Annotated in this window: 17 protein-coding genes; 11 read left to right on the top strand and 6 right to left on the bottom strand. The window is 45.2% G+C overall.

Going from position 1 to position 17,634, the window contains the following annotated elements:
- The first annotated feature begins 84 nt into the window (after positions 1 to 84).
- Complete coding sequence (locus tag BGM27_RS02785) at positions 85 to 639, top strand: YkoP family protein (RefSeq protein WP_007407215.1); 555 nt, start codon at positions 85 to 87, stop codon at positions 637 to 639.
- Positions 640 to 648: 9 nt separating this feature from the next.
- Here the strand turns inward: BGM27_RS02785 and BGM27_RS02780 are convergent, their stop codons facing one another.
- Together BGM27_RS02780 and ku are read right to left on the bottom strand one after the other, a co-directional pair.
- Entirely contained in the window at positions 649 to 2,484 is a 1,836-nt protein-coding gene (locus BGM27_RS02780) for a DNA ligase D (protein WP_020953984.1), read from the bottom strand.
- 2 nt (positions 2,485 to 2,486) lie between these two features.
- Entirely contained in the window at positions 2,487 to 3,368 is an 882-nt protein-coding gene (gene ku, locus BGM27_RS02775) for a non-homologous end joining protein Ku (protein WP_007407213.1), read from the bottom strand.
- Between the two features lie 531 nt (positions 3,369 to 3,899).
- On the opposite strand from ku, the gene BGM27_RS02770 reads away from it, so the two are divergent.
- The 4 genes from BGM27_RS02770 to BGM27_RS02755 all read left to right on the top strand — a co-directional run bounded on the left by BGM27_RS02770 (position 3,900) and on the right by BGM27_RS02755 (position 7,761).
- Complete coding sequence (locus BGM27_RS02770) at positions 3,900 to 4,535, top strand: DedA family protein (protein WP_369878818.1); 636 nt, start codon at positions 3,900 to 3,902, stop codon at positions 4,533 to 4,535.
- Between the two features lie 245 nt (positions 4,536 to 4,780).
- A complete protein-coding gene (locus tag BGM27_RS02765; protein WP_007407211.1) occupies positions 4,781 to 5,563 on the top strand; it encodes a TerC family protein in 783 nt (260 codons plus the stop codon).
- A 276-nt stretch (positions 5,564 to 5,839) separates the two neighbouring features.
- Positions 5,840 to 6,595 (top strand): RNA polymerase sigma factor SigI, encoded by a 756-nt coding sequence (gene sigI, locus BGM27_RS02760; protein ID WP_003154719.1) that lies wholly within the window; start codon positions 5,840 to 5,842, stop codon positions 6,593 to 6,595.
- Positions 6,592 to 7,761 carry an anti-sigma factor domain-containing protein gene (locus BGM27_RS02755; RefSeq protein WP_007407209.1) on the top strand — a complete coding sequence of 390 codons (1,170 nt, stop codon included), beginning with the start codon at positions 6,592 to 6,594 and terminating at the stop codon, positions 7,759 to 7,761. Before sigI ends, BGM27_RS02755 begins: the two co-directional genes overlap by 4 nt.
- 6 nt (positions 7,762 to 7,767) lie before the next feature.
- On the opposite strand, the gene BGM27_RS02750 is transcribed toward BGM27_RS02755, so the two are convergent.
- On the bottom strand, positions 7,768 to 7,962 hold the full coding sequence (locus BGM27_RS02750) for an alpha/beta-type small acid-soluble spore protein (RefSeq protein ID WP_003154717.1): 195 nt from the start codon (positions 7,960 to 7,962) through the stop codon (positions 7,768 to 7,770).
- Positions 7,963 to 8,097: 135 nt separating this feature from the next.
- Positions 8,098 to 8,799 carry a DUF1836 domain-containing protein gene (locus BGM27_RS02745; RefSeq protein WP_007407208.1) on the bottom strand — a complete coding sequence of 234 codons (702 nt, stop codon included), beginning with the start codon at positions 8,797 to 8,799 and terminating at the stop codon, positions 8,098 to 8,100.
- Between the two features lie 148 nt (positions 8,800 to 8,947).
- Here BGM27_RS02745 and htpX point away from each other — a divergent pair, with 148 nt between their 5' ends.
- The 4 genes from htpX to BGM27_RS02725 all read left to right on the top strand — a co-directional run bounded on the left by htpX (position 8,948) and on the right by BGM27_RS02725 (position 12,293).
- Positions 8,948 to 9,841 (top strand): protease HtpX, encoded by an 894-nt coding sequence (gene htpX / locus BGM27_RS02740; protein ID WP_007407207.1) that lies wholly within the window; start codon positions 8,948 to 8,950, stop codon positions 9,839 to 9,841.
- A 158-nt stretch (positions 9,842 to 9,999) separates the two neighbouring features.
- Positions 10,000 to 11,352: a TrkH family potassium uptake protein gene (locus tag BGM27_RS02735; RefSeq protein ID WP_007408478.1), complete on the top strand. Its 1,353-nt coding sequence runs from the start codon at positions 10,000 to 10,002 to the stop codon at positions 11,350 to 11,352.
- A 94-nt stretch (positions 11,353 to 11,446) separates the two neighbouring features.
- Positions 11,447 to 12,121, top strand: coding sequence for a DUF421 domain-containing protein (locus BGM27_RS02730; protein WP_020953985.1), 675 nt, complete (start codon positions 11,447 to 11,449; stop codon positions 12,119 to 12,121).
- A gap of 1 nt (position 12,122) precedes the next feature.
- Complete coding sequence (locus BGM27_RS02725) at positions 12,123 to 12,293, top strand: hypothetical protein (RefSeq protein ID WP_007408476.1); 171 nt, start codon at positions 12,123 to 12,125, stop codon at positions 12,291 to 12,293.
- 41 nt (positions 12,294 to 12,334) lie between these two features.
- On the opposite strand, the gene BGM27_RS02720 is transcribed toward BGM27_RS02725, so the two are convergent.
- Positions 12,335 to 13,357, bottom strand: coding sequence for an acyltransferase family protein (locus BGM27_RS02720; RefSeq protein WP_007408475.1), 1,023 nt, complete (start codon positions 13,355 to 13,357; stop codon positions 12,335 to 12,337).
- Positions 13,358 to 13,612: 255 nt separating this feature from the next.
- Here BGM27_RS02720 and BGM27_RS02715 point away from each other — a divergent pair, with 255 nt between their 5' ends.
- A complete protein-coding gene (locus BGM27_RS02715; RefSeq protein WP_007408474.1) occupies positions 13,613 to 15,832 on the top strand; it encodes a PAS domain-containing sensor histidine kinase in 2,220 nt (739 codons plus the stop codon).
- Positions 15,829 to 16,326 carry a methylated-DNA--[protein]-cysteine S-methyltransferase gene (locus BGM27_RS02710; RefSeq protein WP_007408473.1) on the top strand — a complete coding sequence of 166 codons (498 nt, stop codon included), beginning with the start codon at positions 15,829 to 15,831 and terminating at the stop codon, positions 16,324 to 16,326. Before BGM27_RS02715 ends, BGM27_RS02710 begins: the two co-directional genes overlap by 4 nt.
- A 241-nt stretch (positions 16,327 to 16,567) precedes the next feature.
- On the opposite strand, the gene mtnA is transcribed toward BGM27_RS02710, so the two are convergent.
- Positions 16,568 to 17,629, bottom strand: a complete 1,062-nt coding sequence (gene mtnA, locus BGM27_RS02705) for an S-methyl-5-thioribose-1-phosphate isomerase (RefSeq protein ID WP_007408471.1) — start codon at positions 17,627 to 17,629, stop codon at positions 16,568 to 16,570.
- Positions 17,630 to 17,634 lie beyond the last annotated feature (5 nt).

Here is a 17,634-nt window from a genome sequence, read left to right as displayed (position 1 = left end):
GTCGGCATCATTATTTACCAATCATAATGTGACATGCCCCATGCCAAAATATGAGGGTGCTTTGAATATAAAGAAGGTGAACATGTGAGAAGCTGTCTGCTGTCTATATGGTACTTACTTGATCCGCTTTATTTCTTCTTTACCCGGCTGACGCTGATTGATAAACGGCAATCGAATGTATTCCGCGTCCGTTTGACTAGATATAAAGGAAAAGAAGTCATCCTGAGCGACGGAACCAGAATTAAAAAAAACGACGTGTTAGTTAAGATTCATCTTCATAATGTCAAACTCCTGAAAGAGCTGCAGCCTATTGAAAGCGCGGTCAGAAGGGGGATTATGCTATATCAGAAGGTATATCAATCCATGCCTCATTTAGCGGATTATATTAACCAGCATAAACGGAAAGACGAGATTAAGGGAGTCGTCGGCATTACAATGCTTCATAAAGGAGCTGCGAGACTCGGTTTTGATGTGATAAAACCGTCCAGCGGCTGCTACAGGCTGTTTAAGAAAGCGGCCCATATTCCGATTTTATACTTTACTGCAAAACAGCTCACCCTCAAAAACATTCCTTACTCCTGCTATTTATTTATTTCCAAAGAAAAATTGATGTGCACGTATCAGACTGAAAAGAGCTGACAAAAAGCGTCAGCTCTTTCTCTTGATTTGCTCAAGCACGATTGAAAGCGGGCCGTCCTGCGGATTCCGGTAAAAATCATAAAACGGATCTCCCTCTGTCCTGACGCGGTTCACTACTGTATCGATCGTATAATCATCAGGTGTTAAAGAGGAGTTGACTTCGCTCCAATAAAGGGGAGCTGCAACCGTTCCCAATTCGTTGCCCCGGGTCGAATAGGGTGCGATAATGGTTTTCCCTTCGGCATGCTGCAAGTAATCTAGGTAGAGCCTGCCGTTTCGGTTTTTGATAAACCGCTCTGTCGTAAAAAGATCCGGCCGCGTCCTGACGCAATAATCGGCGATGAGCATTGTGAACGCACGGGTTTCTTCATAGGTGAATGCTTCCGGTGAAAGCGGGATGTAGAGCTGAATGCCTTTATTTCCGGAGAGCTTCGGGAATGACGTAATGCTGAATGAGTCAAACAGCTGTTTCAGCACATGCGCAGCCTCCACTGCCATAGGAAAATCATTCCTTGACGGAGGATCAAGATCAATGACGATCTCTGCGGGCCTTTCAGAATGCACTGTCTGAAACGGAACGTGAAATTCAAGTGCCAGCTGATTAGCCAGCCATAAAAGTGACGGTATGCTGCTGCATACGATGTGCTCGTGGCTCCCGTCAAACACGCTTGAGACAAAGTCCGGCGTGTAGTCCGGTTTGTTTTTTTGAAAAAAAGATTCGCCAGGCGCGCCGTGCGGATAACGGATCACCGTGACGGCCCGATCTTTAAGAAAGGGCATAAGAAAATCGCTCATTTTCACCATGTAACTGAGGAAATCTGCTTTCGTTTTTTCACGTTTTTTAAAAACAATCTTATCCAGGCTTGTGAACTGCAGCTTCGGCGGCAGCGTTTTAGAGTGAAGGATAAGCTGTTGATACGTGCATTCCGTCCAATCCATTTCAAACTGAAAAGACACAAAAGATACTTCACGCAGCGTGTCCTGCAATATGGTTAAATACTGAACGGTCATGCAGATAGAAGGCTCAAGTGTATACTCGCCGCTGTTTTGTTTTTTTCCGTGGGTCTCCATAATGGTTCTGACGGCGTTTTTTTCTTCCGCCTGCATGCCGTGGGAAACGGAAGCGATCGGGACGGCGGTGCCGTCTTTTAAAACAGAGGCCGTTACATACCCGTTCTTCGGATTAAACCCGGTTAATAGCACATGTGCCGTTTTCATATGTTTATACTTTTGCCAGTCGGGAGAGCGTTTATTTTCCGCCCAGCCGCTGGAAGCCTTTTTTGCTACGATACCTTCTCCGTCATGGCGGACGACCTTGTCCCAAAGCGCATCAAAGTCAGTGTGTTCCGGAATGTATTGAATGGCTTCTTCCGCTAAGTGATGAGGGCAGGCGGGAAGATTTGCTTCTTTAAACAGTTTGGAAAGGACGCGTTTCCGTTTCACATACGGTAATGAAACGGTGCCCGCGCCTTCCAGAACGAGGAGATCAAACGCCAGAAAGCGGCACGGCCGTCTATCAGCGATGCTTTCAATTGATTCCGTCCGTTTTAAACGTCCGCGGATTTGAAGATGCTCAAAGTCCGCTCTGTACGGATTGATTAAATAGACAAGCTCTCCGTCAAGCGTAATGGGGAACCTGTCTTTCATGTGCTGAAAACACCGGGCCGCAAAAGCCGTGATTTCCGGAAATTGATTCGTCAGCGTCTGTCCGTTTCTGCTGGTTAATGTAACGCCGCTTTCGTCTATGCGGAGAAGACAGCGGAATCCGTCATACTTTACCTCATAGCGCCACTCACTGCCTTCAGGCGGTACAGAGGTCAAAATCGGCTGCATCGTCAGCACCATGATTAAGACGTTCCGGCTTTTTGTCTGGTCGTCTTCTGCTTTTTGCCTCCGCCGCCTGCTGACGCGGCGTCTTTTGGCCGCGCCGGTGCAGCCTGTTCGCGATCCGGCCGCTTCGTCCGGTCAATGCTTGCCTGAAGCGCGCTGACAAGATCAATGACATCTTCGCGCGGGCCGGCAGCAGCCGGTGTCACGCCCGCTTCTTCATGTTCGAGCTTATCGTTAATTTTAGCGAGAAGGGCTTTCCGGTATGTGTCTTCGTATTGTTCCGGGTCAAACTCGGTTGTCAGCTCATTAATTAACGTAATCGCCGTCTGCAGCTCTTTTTCATTAACGGCTGTCTGCTCGGGAACGCCCGGCACATGTCCGGCATTTCTGACTTCATCCGGATAATGAATGGATTCCATCACGATGCAGTTGTCATACACGCGAAGAATCGCAAGCTGCTGTTTAGAGCGGATCGTAATGGAGGCAATCCCGATTTTACCCGTCGTCCTCAGCGCTTCCCGCAGAAGTGTATAGGCTTTTGTGCCGTTATCTCCCGGCCCGACATAATATGACCGGTTAAAATAAATCGGATCAATTTCCTGCAGCTGGACAAAGTCAACAATCTCAACCGCTTTTTCTTCATGTTCCTGTTTTATGTCTTTCAAGTCTTCGTCTGTCATAATGACGTATTTCCCTTTTACATACTGATAGCCTTTCACGATTTCATCAGGCTCCAGACTTTTTTCACATCCGGTGCAGATTTTTTCGTATTTAATCGGCGCATGGTCTTCTTTATGAAGACTGCGGAATTTTATATCTTTATCTTCAGTGGCCGCAAAGAGCTTGACCGGGATATTGACGAGGCCGAAACTGATCGAACCCTTCCACATCGTGTGCATGAATAAAAACTCCTTTTTGTCTTTATTGTGGATAAACGGTTCCGTTCCATGTGTAGCAACTTATGGGTGTTGCGGCGCTTCATGGAGCGGCTGTTCCATTTCCTCAGGCGGAAATGGTCGGCTGAAAAGCAAATGAATTCTTTATTTACAATCAGTGAATCGGTAAGTTCTTTAAAGCGCTGAAGTCCCTGAAAATCATCAGCGGTAATCAAAAAGATTATACAAAATCATTCCCCGGGAAATGCCTAAGCATTCCCATGTAGTGACTGAGAGAATTTCCCGCTCCCATATGAACTGAATCCGCGGTCAGCCGCCGCTTACTTTTCCGGAGAATCTTAAGTGATGTAAACGCCGCCAGACAAGCAATCAGGAGACAGGCGGGACGTTGTATTGCGCTTATTCCCTCCCGCTATACCGATCTGAAACGACTCACATTTATAACGGGCATGTCTAAAAGATATTTCAGCCTCAAGGTTTTGTGTTAAAATCATTCTTAAGTTTCGGAATATAGACGTAAGCCGGGAGTGATAGATCATCGAAGATTTCATCATATCAATAATAGAGGCGTTTAAAAGCTTATCTTATGCCGGAATTTTTTTGGCGCTCAGTATAGAATTCATCCCGGCGGAAATTGTTCTTCCGCTTGCGGGCTATTGGGTCTCAAAAGGGGATATGACGCTTGCCGGGACCGTGTTTGCCGGTTCGCTCGGCGGTGTTTCAGGTCCGCTTGTCTTATATGGAATCGGCAGGCTGGGCGGTCGGCCGTTTTTGCTGAAATATGGAAAGTATATATGGATAAAACCCGAATCCCTGCAGAAATCAGATGATTTCTTTCAGAAGCACGGAGGTTTGGTCGCGTTCAGCGGCCGTTTTATACCGGGGGTCAGGACGCTGATTTCTTTGCCGTGCGGCATTGCGAAGATGAATGTCTGGGTCTTCTCTCTATATACATATGCAGCGATGCTGCCGATTACATTTGCTTACGTATACCTCGGAATGAAACTCGGGGAAAATTGGAAAAGCGTCGGTTCCATTCTCGATCAATATATGCTGCCGCTCGGTATATTCATTGTGTTGCTTCTCATTCTTTGGATGTTTTTAAAGAGAAGAAAACAGCGGGCCAAAACAGAAAAAATTTCTCAATTTGTTAAAAAAGTTAAGCGTTGACAAATGATGAAACAGGCTTTATCATGAGCGTATAAACAAATATTTCTTGAAATCCCAAAGGGGAGTAGCGTCCGGATATTCCGGAAACAAAGTCGTCAATTCATGGATCATATCCATCGGCTTTGTTGGCATGCCAATCATTCATGTCTAGCAAGACCTTTGCCTTATATCGGCAAAGGTCTTTTTTGCGTAAAAAACCGCCGGTATAAGCTCGGATGATAGAAAAAAGAAACGGAGGGAATGGATTGGACTTTGCATTATTATTGGAGTATGGATGGGTTCTTCTCGTTTTAATCGGGCTGGAAGGGATTTTGGCGGCGGATAACGCGCTGGTGATGGCTGTGATGGTGAAGCATCTTCCTGAAAAACAAAGGAAGAAGGCTTTATTTTACGGATTGGCGGGCGCATTTATTTTGCGTTTCGGGTCGCTGTTCGCCATTTCTTTTCTGGTGAATGTTTGGCAGGTCCAGGCCGTCGGCGCTTTATATCTGTTTTACATTTCGGTCAGCCATTTGCTGAAGCGGTATGTATTTAAAGATAACGCCGGTCAGAAAACGCAGAAAGAAAGCGGGTTTTGGCAGACTGTCTTGAAAGTGGAGCTCGCGGACATCGCTTTTGCCGTTGATTCCATTTTAGCGGCGGTCGCGCTTGCCGTAACGCTCCCGGGAACTCAGCTTCCTGCCATCGGCGGCTTGGACGGCGGTCAGTTTCTCGTTATTTTAGCCGGCGGCGTAATTGGTTTAATCATTATGCGTTTTGCGGCATCAATGTTCGTATCCTTACTGAAAACCAGGCCGGGCCTTGAAACGGCGGCATTTGTGATTGTCGGATGGGTAGGCGTGAAGCTCGCTCTTTATACATTGGCCCATGAGGAACTCGGTATAATTCCGGCAGATATCATCCATTCGGCGGCCTGGAAAATCATTTTCTGGGCGGTTCTGGCTGCCATTGCGGTTTGCGGATGGTTTATGTCAGGAGCAAAACAAATAGAGTCTGGCGCGGAATCGGAAAAAAGAGAACACGCGTAAAATGATCAAAAAGGGAGTCTGGCTTTTTAAAAAGCAGGTTCCCTTTTTTGTTTGAAACGCTTACATTTAAGACATATGATAACAATTTTATAACAGCATTGTTACAAAAAACACAGAGAAAACCCCCTTAATTCTGCATGGGGGCACGAAATCATGTATAGTACGTCTTATTGGCTTGTCATAATTGAGACAAATGAAATCGATTTCTCTTTTTCTTCCTTTGCGAATCCCTACTAAATTAGCTATGATTATGAGTAGTTATAGGGAGGAACTGAGGTGAAACCAGTGCTTAGCCTTTTGTTTAAATTGGGAAAAAAGAAGCAAACGCTTGAAACATCTGTTGAAAAAATACAAAAAGGCGACAAAGATCTGCAGAACGATTTAATACAGCAATATAAGCCTTTTATCGCGAAGACGGTTTCATCCGTTTGTAAACGATATATAGATGAAAAAGACGACGAATTCAGCATCGGGCTGATCGCGTTTAACGAAGCCATTGAAAAATATTCGGCTGAAAAAGGTAATTCGCTGCTTGCATTTGCAGAGCTGATTATAAAAAGAAAAGTGATAGATTATATCAGAAAAGAAGCAAGAACCGCTCAGCATATCAATATGGATGTGCAGGAAGGCGACGACCAGGAATCTTCGCAGAGCCTTATCGAAGCGGAGCTTTCCATTGATGAATACCGCAAACAGATAGAACAGGAACAGCGCCGGGAAGAAATTCTTTTTTTTCAGAAGCAGCTGAAAGAATACGGCCTGTCTTTTAAAGAGCTGCTGGAACAATCGCCGAAGCATACAGATGCGAGGCAGAATGCGATTAAGGTAGCCTACACGCTTGTTGAAAATGAAGAGCTGGCGTCCATTTTGCACCAGAAAAAACAGCTTCCTGTCAAGCAGCTGGAGCAGCTCGTGTCGGTCAGCAGAAAAACGATCGAACGGAACCGAAAATATATCATCGCCATGAGTATTATTATTACCGGTGATTATATTTATTTAAAAGATTATCTTAAAGGGGTGTTGCACTCATGAGAAGAGGGATCATAGTAGAGAAAAATAAAAAATTCGTCACGTTGCTAACCCCTGACGGACAATTTTTAAAAACAAAAAATGATCACCGCACTTGTGAAATCGGAGAGGAAATTACGTTCGAAGGCGAAACGCGTATGGGAAGAAGGGCCAGCTTTTTTGATTTTCTGAAACTGCGCCCTTTTAAATTGGGAGTGTTTACGATGACTGCTATTATTTTGTTTATTTTAATTTTGCTCCCGGTTTTTTCTGATAACAAAGCTTACGCGTATATGACGCTTGACATTAATCCCAGCATTGAAATGGCTTTAAACAGCAAATATGAAGTCATTGAACTGACACCGCTGAACCATGACGCCAAACAGGTCATCAGTGACATCGGAGATTGGAAAAGCAGCGATTTTAAGGAAGTCATCAGTAATATTATTACCGATTGCAGCAAGCATGGATATGTAAAGGAATCAAAAGAGATTTTAATTTCCACGGTTTATGAAAATACAGATGACAATACATATAAAAAAGGCGTTAAAAAACAGCTGGCTGACATGACTGAAAAATATAAGGGCACCTACCAGGTCCAATCGCTTGAATCTGATATGGAAACAAGAGAAAAAGCAAAACAGGAAGGGATGTCAACAGGCAGCTACATAAGAAGAAACGAAAAGAAAACAGAAGAAAAACAGCCTGAAAAGCAAACCGACGGCAATGAAACAGATCAAAAAGATACCGAAACAGACGCTGATCAAAGCGAGCAGCCGGACACAGAAAAGCCGGCGGCTGATGAAAAGACAGCTCCTGATGAAGAAAAGGCAGCAGAGAAGCCGGGAAACAATGAAACAACGCCCGGTACGGAAGAAGCGAAGCCGGACAGTCAGGACGGCAATCAGCAAACCGAAAAAAATGCAGCTTCCGGATCAGAGGAAAACACACAGAAGGAACAAGATGGGGAAACAGAGCAGCCCCCAACACAAAATCCTCAGGAAAACGGAAATGACAAAGAGCCTAAGCAAAAGTATTACAATCATTACTGGAACCATGATCGCAATGAACATTGGGAATCCTATCGGCATCATGAAGATTCGTCAGACCGAAGGAATCCGAACGGCTACCGGCACGGAAAGGAGAATGCCGATAAATATCAAAATTCGCCGAGAAGTCCCGGCGAATAAGCTGCATTATTGATTTTTCCCGTTTAATTGTGATTGAGCCTGCTGTACAAGACGTTTTGTCATTTCCCCGCCTACAGAGCCGTTTGCGCGTGCTGCTGTATCAGAGCTAAGGTTCACGCCGAATTCTTGAGCCACTTCGTATTTAAATTGGTCAAGTGCCTGCTCAGCCCCTGGAACTAAGAGTTTATTTCTGCTCGCCATCTTTTTCATCTCCTTTTCTCTGGCAAGATGTGTTTTCGCGTTTTAGTTTCAAACGGAACGGTATTGATTATGCTGGCAATTGTTGTACAGCAAAAAAACCCCGGCGCAGACACCGGGGCGAAGAAGCGTTATGAATTATAATAAATGGCTGGTCATTTTGTAGGCTGAGGCTTGAATATGGAAAGTCAAAACGGAGAGCACCGTGACGGCGATTATGGATCTGATATTGTTCCATTGTCCGCTTCCGAGTTCTTTAAAGCAGCCTTTGAGCTTGTCCGTCTGCTCTTCGACGAGCTCCTGCAGGCTCGTTTCCTTCATCGGCGGGTTTGCCTTATGATGAAGATAATCAATCACTTGGGCGCAGCTTTCATAGTAGCTGATCGGGCTGATGACGTCGTCTGATCTGTCTGTGATCGTGTTAAAAGCGATTTTTAATATGCCGCGTATATGTTCGAAGTCATAAATTGATTTTAAATCACGTACAATGAGAAGGATGACAGCTTGTTCAATTGTATATTTTTTGCCGAGTAAGGGGTGGCCGATTAAATCTTTAATATCGCGCTTCACCCAGTTTTGGACGGCGGTTGATTTTAAAGACGTCAGCTCGCACAGATTTCCCAGCTCGACAATCTCGTTAGTTGAAAGCCCGTATTCCTTTTTCTCTTTTTTTCGTTCGAATCTCGTCAGAAATTCAGGGATATGCAGACGGCTTTCCGCCTCATCCAAGGTCATATCCGCTGATTGCAATAAGATTTGGAGAGGGGTTGCGTCTCCTTGGCCTTTTAGCGCGTAAAGAAGCCGGACCATATCAGTTCGGGTCAGTTTAAACGTGTTCATGGTTCACCTCTGATTGATTACGTGTTCACTTTTTAATATCACTGAGAATTACATTAACATCATACGTCGAAATTGTTGCATTTTCAAACAGATCATTTATAATTTAAGTAAATAAGTTCTTTTGATCTTAAAAAAGACGGAGGTAATTATGGCGAAAAGAATATTTCTGTTTATTTTAACGAACCTTTTGGTCATTACGACAATCGGAATTGTGCTTACGATTATTACAAGCGTTACCGGTGTCGGCTCGTATATACAAAATGGCCGCATTGATCTGATGGCATTGCTCGTGTTCAGTCTTGTCGTCGGTTTTGTCGGTTCTTTTATTTCTCTCGGAATGTCCAGATGGATGGCCAAAACGATGATGGGCGTCCGGGTGTTAAATCCGAAGAAACAGTCGCTCAGCTATGAAGAACAGCAATTGGTTGACCGCGTGCACAGATTGTCCCGTGCCGCAGGGATGACGAAAATGCCTGAAGTCGGCATTTATCATTCCCCGGAGGTCAATGCTTTTGCGACCGGACCTTCTAAGCGCCGTTCGCTTGTCGCGGTTTCTTCAGGTTTATTGCAGCAGATGGATGATGCTGCGGTGGAAGGGGTTCTTGCCCATGAAGTCGCACACATCACAAACGGTGATATGGTCACGATGACGCTGCTGCAGGGAATCGTCAATACGTTCGTTGTATTCCTTTCCCGAATCGCGGCATGGGTTGCAAGCCGCTTTGTCAAAGAAGACCTCGCGCCGGTCGTTCATTTTATCGCGATGATCGTGTTTCAGATTATCTTTTCCATTCTCGGCAGTCTTGTCGTCTTCGCCTACTCGCGCCATAGAGAGTTTCACGCTGACCGCGGCGGTGCAGACCTTGCCGGCAAGGATAAAATGATTCACGCCCTGCGTACGCTGAAGTCTTATACAGGACATGTGAATGAAGAGGACCAGACGGCGGTGCAGACGTTAAAAATTAACGGTAAAAAGCATTCGTCACTGTTCTCCACACACCCTGATCTCGATGAGCGCATCCGCAGGCTGGAAGCAAAATAATCAACAAAACCTCTGACAATCGTTTCAGAGGTTTTTTGTTTAAAGATCGGCAAATTACATAAGGTAATGAAAAATCTTTCTAAAAAGACCTTTAAAAATTCTCCCAATATCATTAGAATAATTACGTACTACATTTGAGAGGCAGAAGGAACTATCTTATGAAATTAAAACTGAAGAAATTCATACAGATCTTGTCGCCTGCACAGCTGATTGCATTATATTATTTTCTCGCTGTGACGGTGGCATTTATTTTGCTAAGTCTGCCGGCCGCCCACAAACAAGGGGCCAGCTGGTCGTTTATAGACGCGCTGTTTACGGCTGTCAGCTCAGTCAGTGTCACCGGTTTAACGGTCGTCAACACGGCTGATACATTCAGCACGGCCGGGATTGTCATTTTGGCTTTCGTGCTTCAATTCGGCGGAATCGGCATCATGACGCTCGGAACATTCGTCTGGCTCATTATGGGCAAACGGATCGGTCTGCGGGAACGGAAGCTCATCATGGTGGATCAGAATCAATCGCAGTTTTCCGGTATCGTCAACCTGATGAAGCAAGTGCTGTTTTTGATTTTATTAATCGAGTTTTTAGGCGGCATCATCTTAGGAACATATTTTTTAACGTATTATGATTCGTTTGAACAGGCGTACTTGCACGGATTCTTTGCGAGCGTCAGTGCCACGACAAACGGCGGTTTTGATATTACGGGAAATTCACTCGTCCCGTTCAGACATGACTATTTCGTGCAGTTTATTACGATGCTTCTGATTATTTTCGGTGCGATCGGTTTTCCAGTGCTCGTAGAAGTAAAGGACTTTTTGTTTTCAAAACAGCGCAGATACTCATTCACGCTGTTTACGAAAATTACGACCGTTACGTTCGGAATGCTCGTTTTGTTCGGAGCCGTGGGCATTTATGCGCTTGAAGCAAGCCATGTCATGAAGGGGAAAAGCTGGCATGATGTTTTATTTTTATGTCTCTTTCAATCAACCGCTACGCGAAGCGGCGGGCTTGCGACAATTGATATCAGCCAGCTGTCGGCGCCGACATTATTTTTCATCTGCGCCCTCATGTTCATCGGCGCATCACCGAGCTCGGTCGGCGGCGGAATCCGTACGACGACGTTTGCGCTTAACCTTCTTGCCCTGTTTCATTTTGCCCGGGGAAATAAAGCGGTCAAGGTCTTTAAACGCGAGCTTCACCAGGCTGATGTCATGAAGTCGCTGGTCGTTACGATGATGGCGATTCTGCTCGTGTTCGGATCGACGCTGATTCTGGCCGTGACCGAGAAAAATCAGACGCTCCTCGGACTGCTTTTTGAAGTGTGTTCCGCATTCGGAACGACCGGCCTGTCGCTTGGGATTACTCCGCATTTAAGCGACATCGGAAAATGCGTCATCATGATTGTCATGTTTATCGGCCGGATCGGCATTTTGACGTTCCTTTATCTGATCGGCCGAAAAGAAATCGAAGCAAATTATCACTATCCGAAGGAAAGAATGATTATCGGCTGACACCGCTTTTCAGAAAGCGGTGTTTTTTATTGCCGTAAAATGGATGAGTGGAAACAGTTTCTTTGGAGATTCTACTTGTAAAGAGGTGACGTCATTGTTTACCGTATTTTGGAAGTCGGTAGTTATGATAGCGGTCGGTACCTTTTTATTGCGGATTGCCGGACGGAAATCAATCAGCCAGCTGTCGGTGACCCAGACAGTCATCATGATTTCGATCGGCTCGATTATTATTCAGCCGTTTATTGAACATAATTTATGGGAAACTATTTTCGCGGCGGCGATTTTTATTGCGGTATTAATCCTGATGGAATATTTAGAAATCAAATCAAGCTTTTTTGAGTTTTTATTTTCAGGAAAAACCGTCGCCGTTGTCAGAAACGGAAAAATCATCCCGGAAAACTTAAAAAAAATGCGTTTTACCGAATCTCAGCTGTCAATGAGGATCAGGCAGGAAGGCCTCGGAGACATTCAAGATTTTAAATATGTGCTGCTTGAGCCGAACGGACAGATCGGCTATGAGCTCCTTGATGAGGCCAAAAACGTGACAGTGCGCGACTTGAAAAAAATGCTTGATGAATTCAAAACAGATTTGCTGACAGAAGGAGGAAATCAAATGAAACGCAAAGCAGCAAAGAATGAAGCTTTGACCAACAACAACACACCGACTGAGAGCATGGACAAAGATGCATATAAAACACAATATGACGGTGATCCCGGACTGAGAGGCGCAAACCGCAAATCAAAACACGGCAAACAAGGAGGCGAGTAACATGACGAAAAAAAACCGCCACAGCAAAGACATGCAAAACCATAAAAAGCCGATGGACCCTAAATTGCTTGAAGAAGAGTTTGCAAGCGAGCTCGGTGATTATAACGCCGGAAAATGGATTGAAACGCTTGAACAGACGAAGCCAAAGAAAAAAGAAGACCGCAAACAATAAAAAATACCTCTTAGGCGGCAACGCTTAAGAGGTATTTTGCATTATTTCGAATAAGCACCGTTTCTTGTTCCTTTCACCGCTTCAAGCCAGCCGGTGATCCGCAGCTCAATAAACGGCTGTGCGGCCGTTTTCACCGCATTGCTGGAGAGAATGGACGTAAGAGCGGCCGTTAAAATTAAGAGCATGACTAAATTCTGATAATCAGACAAGTGATCTTCAAGCCCGATCTGCCGCAGCGTTTTTATAATGAATCCATGCAGCAGATACACGTAAAACGTTCTCGTCCCCCATTTCGTAAAGAAATAACGCTTTTGCGGAACGAGCGCCAAAAAGCTGAAAGTGGCGGCAAAGGCCAAAACATACCAGCCGATGCGCGACAGACCGCTCAACAGCGACACTGTGCCGAATGTAGAATAAGGCTCCGATCCGAACAGCCACGAGTAATCAAAGTCAATACACCAGCATAAGAGGAAAACAATCCCCAGTACGCCCGCGGCAATCTGTCTGCCTCTTTTAGCCCGAAGTAAATCAAAGTGCTGTTTCTTTAAATAAAACCCGACGAGAAACATCGGAAGAAAAACAAACGTCCGTGAAAGACTCAGCGTGCTGCTGATAAAATCAAGATACCCGATCATGACGGCAAGCCCGCAGCTCGCCCCAAGCGCCCACATTTTCGGCAGCTTCGTAAAGGGGTAAAGCAGCAGATTCCAAAAGAATAAGCTGACTAAAAACCAGAGAGACCACTGCGGATCAATCGGATTGACGCTTGCCATGCTTTCATCCTGAATCAAATAGTAAAAAACTGAGTAAATGCCCTGAAAAATCAAGTACGGAATAATCAGCTTCACAGCCAGCTTCTTCACATAACCTTTCCGCTTAAAGTTTTTTGCGAAATAGCCGGAAACCAGGATAAAGGCCGGCATATGAAAAGTATAAATGAATTTGTAGAGATGGAGCATAAACTCATTTCCGTTAATAAATGACCGGAGGATATGGCCGAACACCACCAGAAAAATCAAGATAAACTTGGCGTTGTCAAAGTAACTGTCTCGCGATTTTGTCATAGCATCACCTTCTCTTCAAAAATCATCCACTTCATGATTATTTCCTGTTGGTGTTCATTTTAAAATAAAAAACAAAAAATTGAAGGAGGACAAAAGGGATTGTTAGGATGATGTAATGGGGAGGTAAGGATCGTAGAAAAAGACTTTAACTTGTCATATCATTGAAATTTTCTGAAATGTATAGGGCGAATGAAGGAAGATGAGGTATTTTGTAGAAATATTGAAGGATAGGTTTTTGAAGAAGGAGTGTACTGAATGGCTGAAACTCTGGATTTGCAAACAAACGAGTCGCTGAAAGAGCAGCTGAAGCGGATGAAAGAGGAAAATGACCGCCTGAAGAGTGATTTGAACCGGTATCACGTGATTATGAATAACACGCTTGATGCCATTTTTATATGCCGTAAGGAAATGAAAATCGTCCAGGCGAACGAGGCTGCGGCCCGGATGATGCAGATTGAGGCAGAGAGCCTCATTAACCGCTCCGTCCTGGATTTTTTATATTCCGTGCCTCAGGAAGAACTGAATAAGGCCGTGAAAAAGTTTTTAAAAAAAGGCCATCTGTGGAAAGAGGTGCCGATTAAGCTTGACAGCGGCGCGACGAAATACATTGAATTCCTCGCCAGAGACGGAATTGGGGAGGATTATTTTTTTGTGGTGATGAGGGACATCTCCTCTAAAAAAATATTAGAGCGCGAATTCTCCATGAACGAGCAGCTGTTTAAAGATTTGTTTGACAGGGCTGTCGACGGCATCGTGCTGTTTGATAAGGACGGCGGGTTTATTGATGCGAACCTCTCTTTTTGCAAAAGCTTTGAGATCGGCCAGAATGAATTGTCCCATCTGTCGCTCCGCCATTTTACCGACGGAGAAAACAAAAAGCATCTGAAAGAAATCTGGGAAACCCTCCGCAGAAAAGGAAACGCCAAAGGAGAACTGCCCGTCAAGCTTCGGTCGGGCGAAGAGAAGCTGTTTGAATTTACGATTACGTCCAACTTAATCAGCGGGTTCTACATGTCTATTATGAGAGACATAACAGAGAAACGGTTGATGGAATTGAAACTTTTTAAAAGCGAAGAGCGATTCCGCGAAATTTTTGAAAACGCCATGGACGCGATTGTCATTTGGTCTGATGACGGAAAGATTGCCAAAGCAAACGAATCGGCGTGCCGCATTTTCGAACTGCCGATGGATAAACTGGTGGAGACGAATTTATGTACGTTTATCGTTGATCCGCAGAAAAAATACAAACAGATTAAGAAAAAATATGAAAAATACGGGGAAATCCGTGAAGAAATGCTGTTTCAGATGGCAAACGGCCAATTTAAAGAGTTGGAATTCACATCAAAACGAACCATACTTGAAGGTCAGCATTTAACCATTTTAAGAAATGTCAGCGATCGTAAGCGGATGGAAAAGGAATTGCGGGAAAGCGAGCTGAAATTCAGAAAAGTATTCAACGGCTCAATGGACGGCAAGGTCTTATTTGACAACCAATTCCGCATTATTGACGCGAATCCTCTCGCAAGCCGTATACTCGGTATGCCGGATGAGGAGCTGAGAGCGTACACCGTTCCGGATATTCTTTCTTTATTTGATATTGAAAACGCGGGTGTTCCCGCCAGAAAGATTGATTTAGAAGGAATGGATAATGAAATCCCCTTCCTGTTAAGCAGCAGCGACAGCCGCAAACTGGAATTCTCCTTCAAAAGAAATATCATTCAAAATATGAATCTGGCCATCTTTAAAGATGTCACAGAGGCCAAAGAGCTTGAAGAGAGGCTGCGGAAATCCGACACTCTTCATGTTGTAGGGGAGCTGGCGGCGGGCATCGCCCACGAAATCAGAAACCCGATGACGGCGCTGAAAGGGTTCATTCAGCTTCTTCAAGGAAGCATTGAAGGCGAATATTCTCTGTACTTTAACGTCATTACCTCAGAATTAAAACGCATCGAGTCTATCATCACTGAATTTTTAATTTTAGCGAAACCCCAGGCGATATTATATGAAGAAAAAGACGTGACGCAGATTATGAAAGACACGGCTGATCTTTTGAATGCCCAGGCCAATCTTGTCAATGTGCAGATCCATCTGAACCTGACCGGAAACATCCCGCCGATTTACTGTGAACCGAATCAATTAAAACAGGTGTTTATCAATATTTTAAAAAACGCCATTGAAGTCATGCCGGGCGGCGGCAATATCTACGTGACCATTCAGTCTTCTGATCAAGACCACATTTTGATTTCTATTCAAGATGAAGGAACAGGCATTTCCGAAGACAAATTAAAACGTCTGGGTGAACCATTTTACACGACAAAAGACAGGGGAACGGGCCTCGGTCTCATGGTCAGCTATAAAATCATCGAAGAACATCAGGGACGCATTCATGTGGAAAGTAAAGAAGGGAAGGGCACCGTTTTTCATTTGACGCTTCCGATCCGGCAGAATACCGAAGAAAGAAGGAGCGGGGAATGATCTGTTTTACAAGTGTGAGAGCGCCGTTTGGAACCGTCATCATAACAGAGGAAGAGAGCTTTATTACCGGCCTGTTTCTCACCGGGGAAGATTTTGAGGAATGGCGGAAAGACGCGCCCGGCGTAAAGCCGTGCGAAACCGCTTTGCTGTCGGAGGCGAAACAGCAGCTGGCATCATATTTTTCAGGAGAAAGAAAGCAATTCTCTCTGCCTCTGAGACAAAAAGGCACACCCTTTCAGGAAAGGGTATGGAACGCGCTGACGATGATTCCTTACGGGGAATCCCGAAGCTACGGCGATATGGCTGAAGCGATCGGAAAACCGAAAGCGGTGCGCGCCATCGGACAAGCCAATAAACGAAACCGGCTGCCGATTTTGATCCCTTGCCATCGGGTAATCGGCAAAAACAGCGCCTTAACGGGATACGCGGGCACGAAGACGGATGTAAAAGCGGTGCTGCTGAACATCGAACAAATATCCTATAAAGAAAAATAAAGCGTATGGCACGTTCCGTTTTTTCACGTCCGACATATCATTTTATTAAGTGAAAAAAGTTGGTCTGATGAAAAAGGAGGACGAAGCCTGATGAAAATGAGCCGTCCGCAAAAGATAGCCGGTTATGCAGAGCTGTTTTTTAAAATGCATCTCATTACAGCCGTCCAAAAAGATGAAGTGATTACATTGTGCAGACAAAAAAACCGCTGACATTGCCTGAGGCAATATCATCAGCGGTTTTTCAGCTCAGCTGGCAGTCAGTGAATAATTGTTCAATTTCTTCCGTGTAAGAGCCGGTCACAATTCCTTTCTCGGTTATAATGCCGGAAATCAGGCTGCCCGGTGTGATGTCAAAGGCCGGATTGAAGACCGGCACATCTTCGGGAGCGGTGCGTATGCCGGAGATCTGTCTGACTTCATCCGGATCTCTCTCTTCAATCGGAATCTGATAGCCGTTTTCAATCTGCAAGTCAAATGTCGAAAGCGGTGCGGCCACAAAAAACGGAATTTGAAAGGCGTTTGCCAAAATAGCGAGGCCGTACGTTCCGATTTTGTTGGCCGTATCACCGTTTTTTGCAATTCTGTCAGCGCCGACAATGACTGCAGAAATATGTTTTTCCTTCATTGTATGGGCGGCCATGCTGTCCGTAATGAGCGTGACATCAATTCCGCCCTGCATCAGCTCCCACGCCGTCAGCCGTGATCCTTGGAGAACGGGTCTTGTTTCACATGCGTAGATATGAAGGCCGAGGTCTTTTTGTTTCGCTAAGTAAAAGGGAGCGAGCGCCGTACCGTATCGGCTTGTGGCAATCGAGCCCGCATTGCAGATGGTCATGATCTGGTCGCCTTTTTTAAAAAGGTGCAGCGCATTCTGGCCGATCATTCGGCATGTTTCTTCATCCTCAATCTGAATTTGAATGGCTTCATGAACGAGCGTTGTCTTCGCTTCATTGATTGAGGTCGCATCCCTGATGGAATCCGTCAGTCTGTCAAGCGCCCACGCGAGGTTGACGGCAGTGGGCCTTGAACTGTTTAAATATGCTTTGACATCCGCGAACTGACGTCGGAAATCTGAAAGGTCGCGGGCTTCAAACGACTTGGCGGAGAGCGCGAGTCCGAACGCCGCGGTTATACCGATGGCCGGGGCGCCCCTTACTTTCAGCGTGACAATCGCGTCGAATACATCTTCCTTTGTTTTAAGTTCCGCATATTCAGTGACGTCGGGAAGCTTTTGCTGATTTAAAATGCGGATGTAGGTTTCTTTCCATTCTACAGAACGGGGGATGGCAAATTCATTGGTCATGCTGC

Source organism: Bacillus sp. FJAT-27001 (assembly GCF_019039175.1).
GTDB classification, from domain to species: Bacteria; Bacillota; Bacilli; order Bacillales; family Bacillaceae; genus Bacillus; species Bacillus velezensis.
Note: the sequence above shows the minus strand (reverse complement) of the source record. Positions and strands in the feature narration are given on the sequence as shown.

What these genes read in the sequence shown, in the direction of transcription:
- BGM27_RS02780 (WP_020953984.1), bottom strand. Translation starts at nt 2,484, where the DNA reads ATGGTGCTGACGATGCAGCCGATTTTGACCTCTGTACCGCCTGAAGGC.
- ku (WP_007407213.1), bottom strand. Translation starts at nt 3,368, where the DNA reads ATGCACACGATGTGGAAGGGTTCGATCAGTTTCGGCCTCGTCAATATC.
- BGM27_RS02755 (WP_007407209.1), top strand. Translation starts at nt 6,592, where the DNA reads ATGAGAAGAGGGATCATAGTAGAGAAAAATAAAAAATTCGTCACGTTG.
- BGM27_RS02750 (WP_003154717.1), bottom strand. Translation starts at nt 7,962, where the DNA reads ATGGCGAGCAGAAATAAACTCTTAGTTCCAGGGGCTGAGCAGGCACTT.
- BGM27_RS02745 (WP_007407208.1), bottom strand. Translation starts at nt 8,799, where the DNA reads ATGAACACGTTTAAACTGACCCGAACTGATATGGTCCGGCTTCTTTAC.
- htpX (WP_007407207.1), top strand. Translation starts at nt 8,948, where the DNA reads ATGGCGAAAAGAATATTTCTGTTTATTTTAACGAACCTTTTGGTCATT.
- BGM27_RS02735 (WP_007408478.1), top strand. Translation starts at nt 10,000, where the DNA reads ATGAAATTAAAACTGAAGAAATTCATACAGATCTTGTCGCCTGCACAG.
- BGM27_RS02725 (WP_007408476.1), top strand. Translation starts at nt 12,123, where the DNA reads ATGACGAAAAAAAACCGCCACAGCAAAGACATGCAAAACCATAAAAAG.
- BGM27_RS02720 (WP_007408475.1), bottom strand. Translation starts at nt 13,357, where the DNA reads ATGACAAAATCGCGAGACAGTTACTTTGACAACGCCAAGTTTATCTTG.
- BGM27_RS02715 (WP_007408474.1), top strand. Translation starts at nt 13,613, where the DNA reads ATGGCTGAAACTCTGGATTTGCAAACAAACGAGTCGCTGAAAGAGCAG.
- BGM27_RS02710 (WP_007408473.1), top strand. Translation starts at nt 15,829, where the DNA reads ATGATCTGTTTTACAAGTGTGAGAGCGCCGTTTGGAACCGTCATCATA.
- mtnA (WP_007408471.1), bottom strand. Translation starts at nt 17,629, where the DNA reads ATGACCAATGAATTTGCCATCCCCCGTTCTGTAGAATGGAAAGAAACC.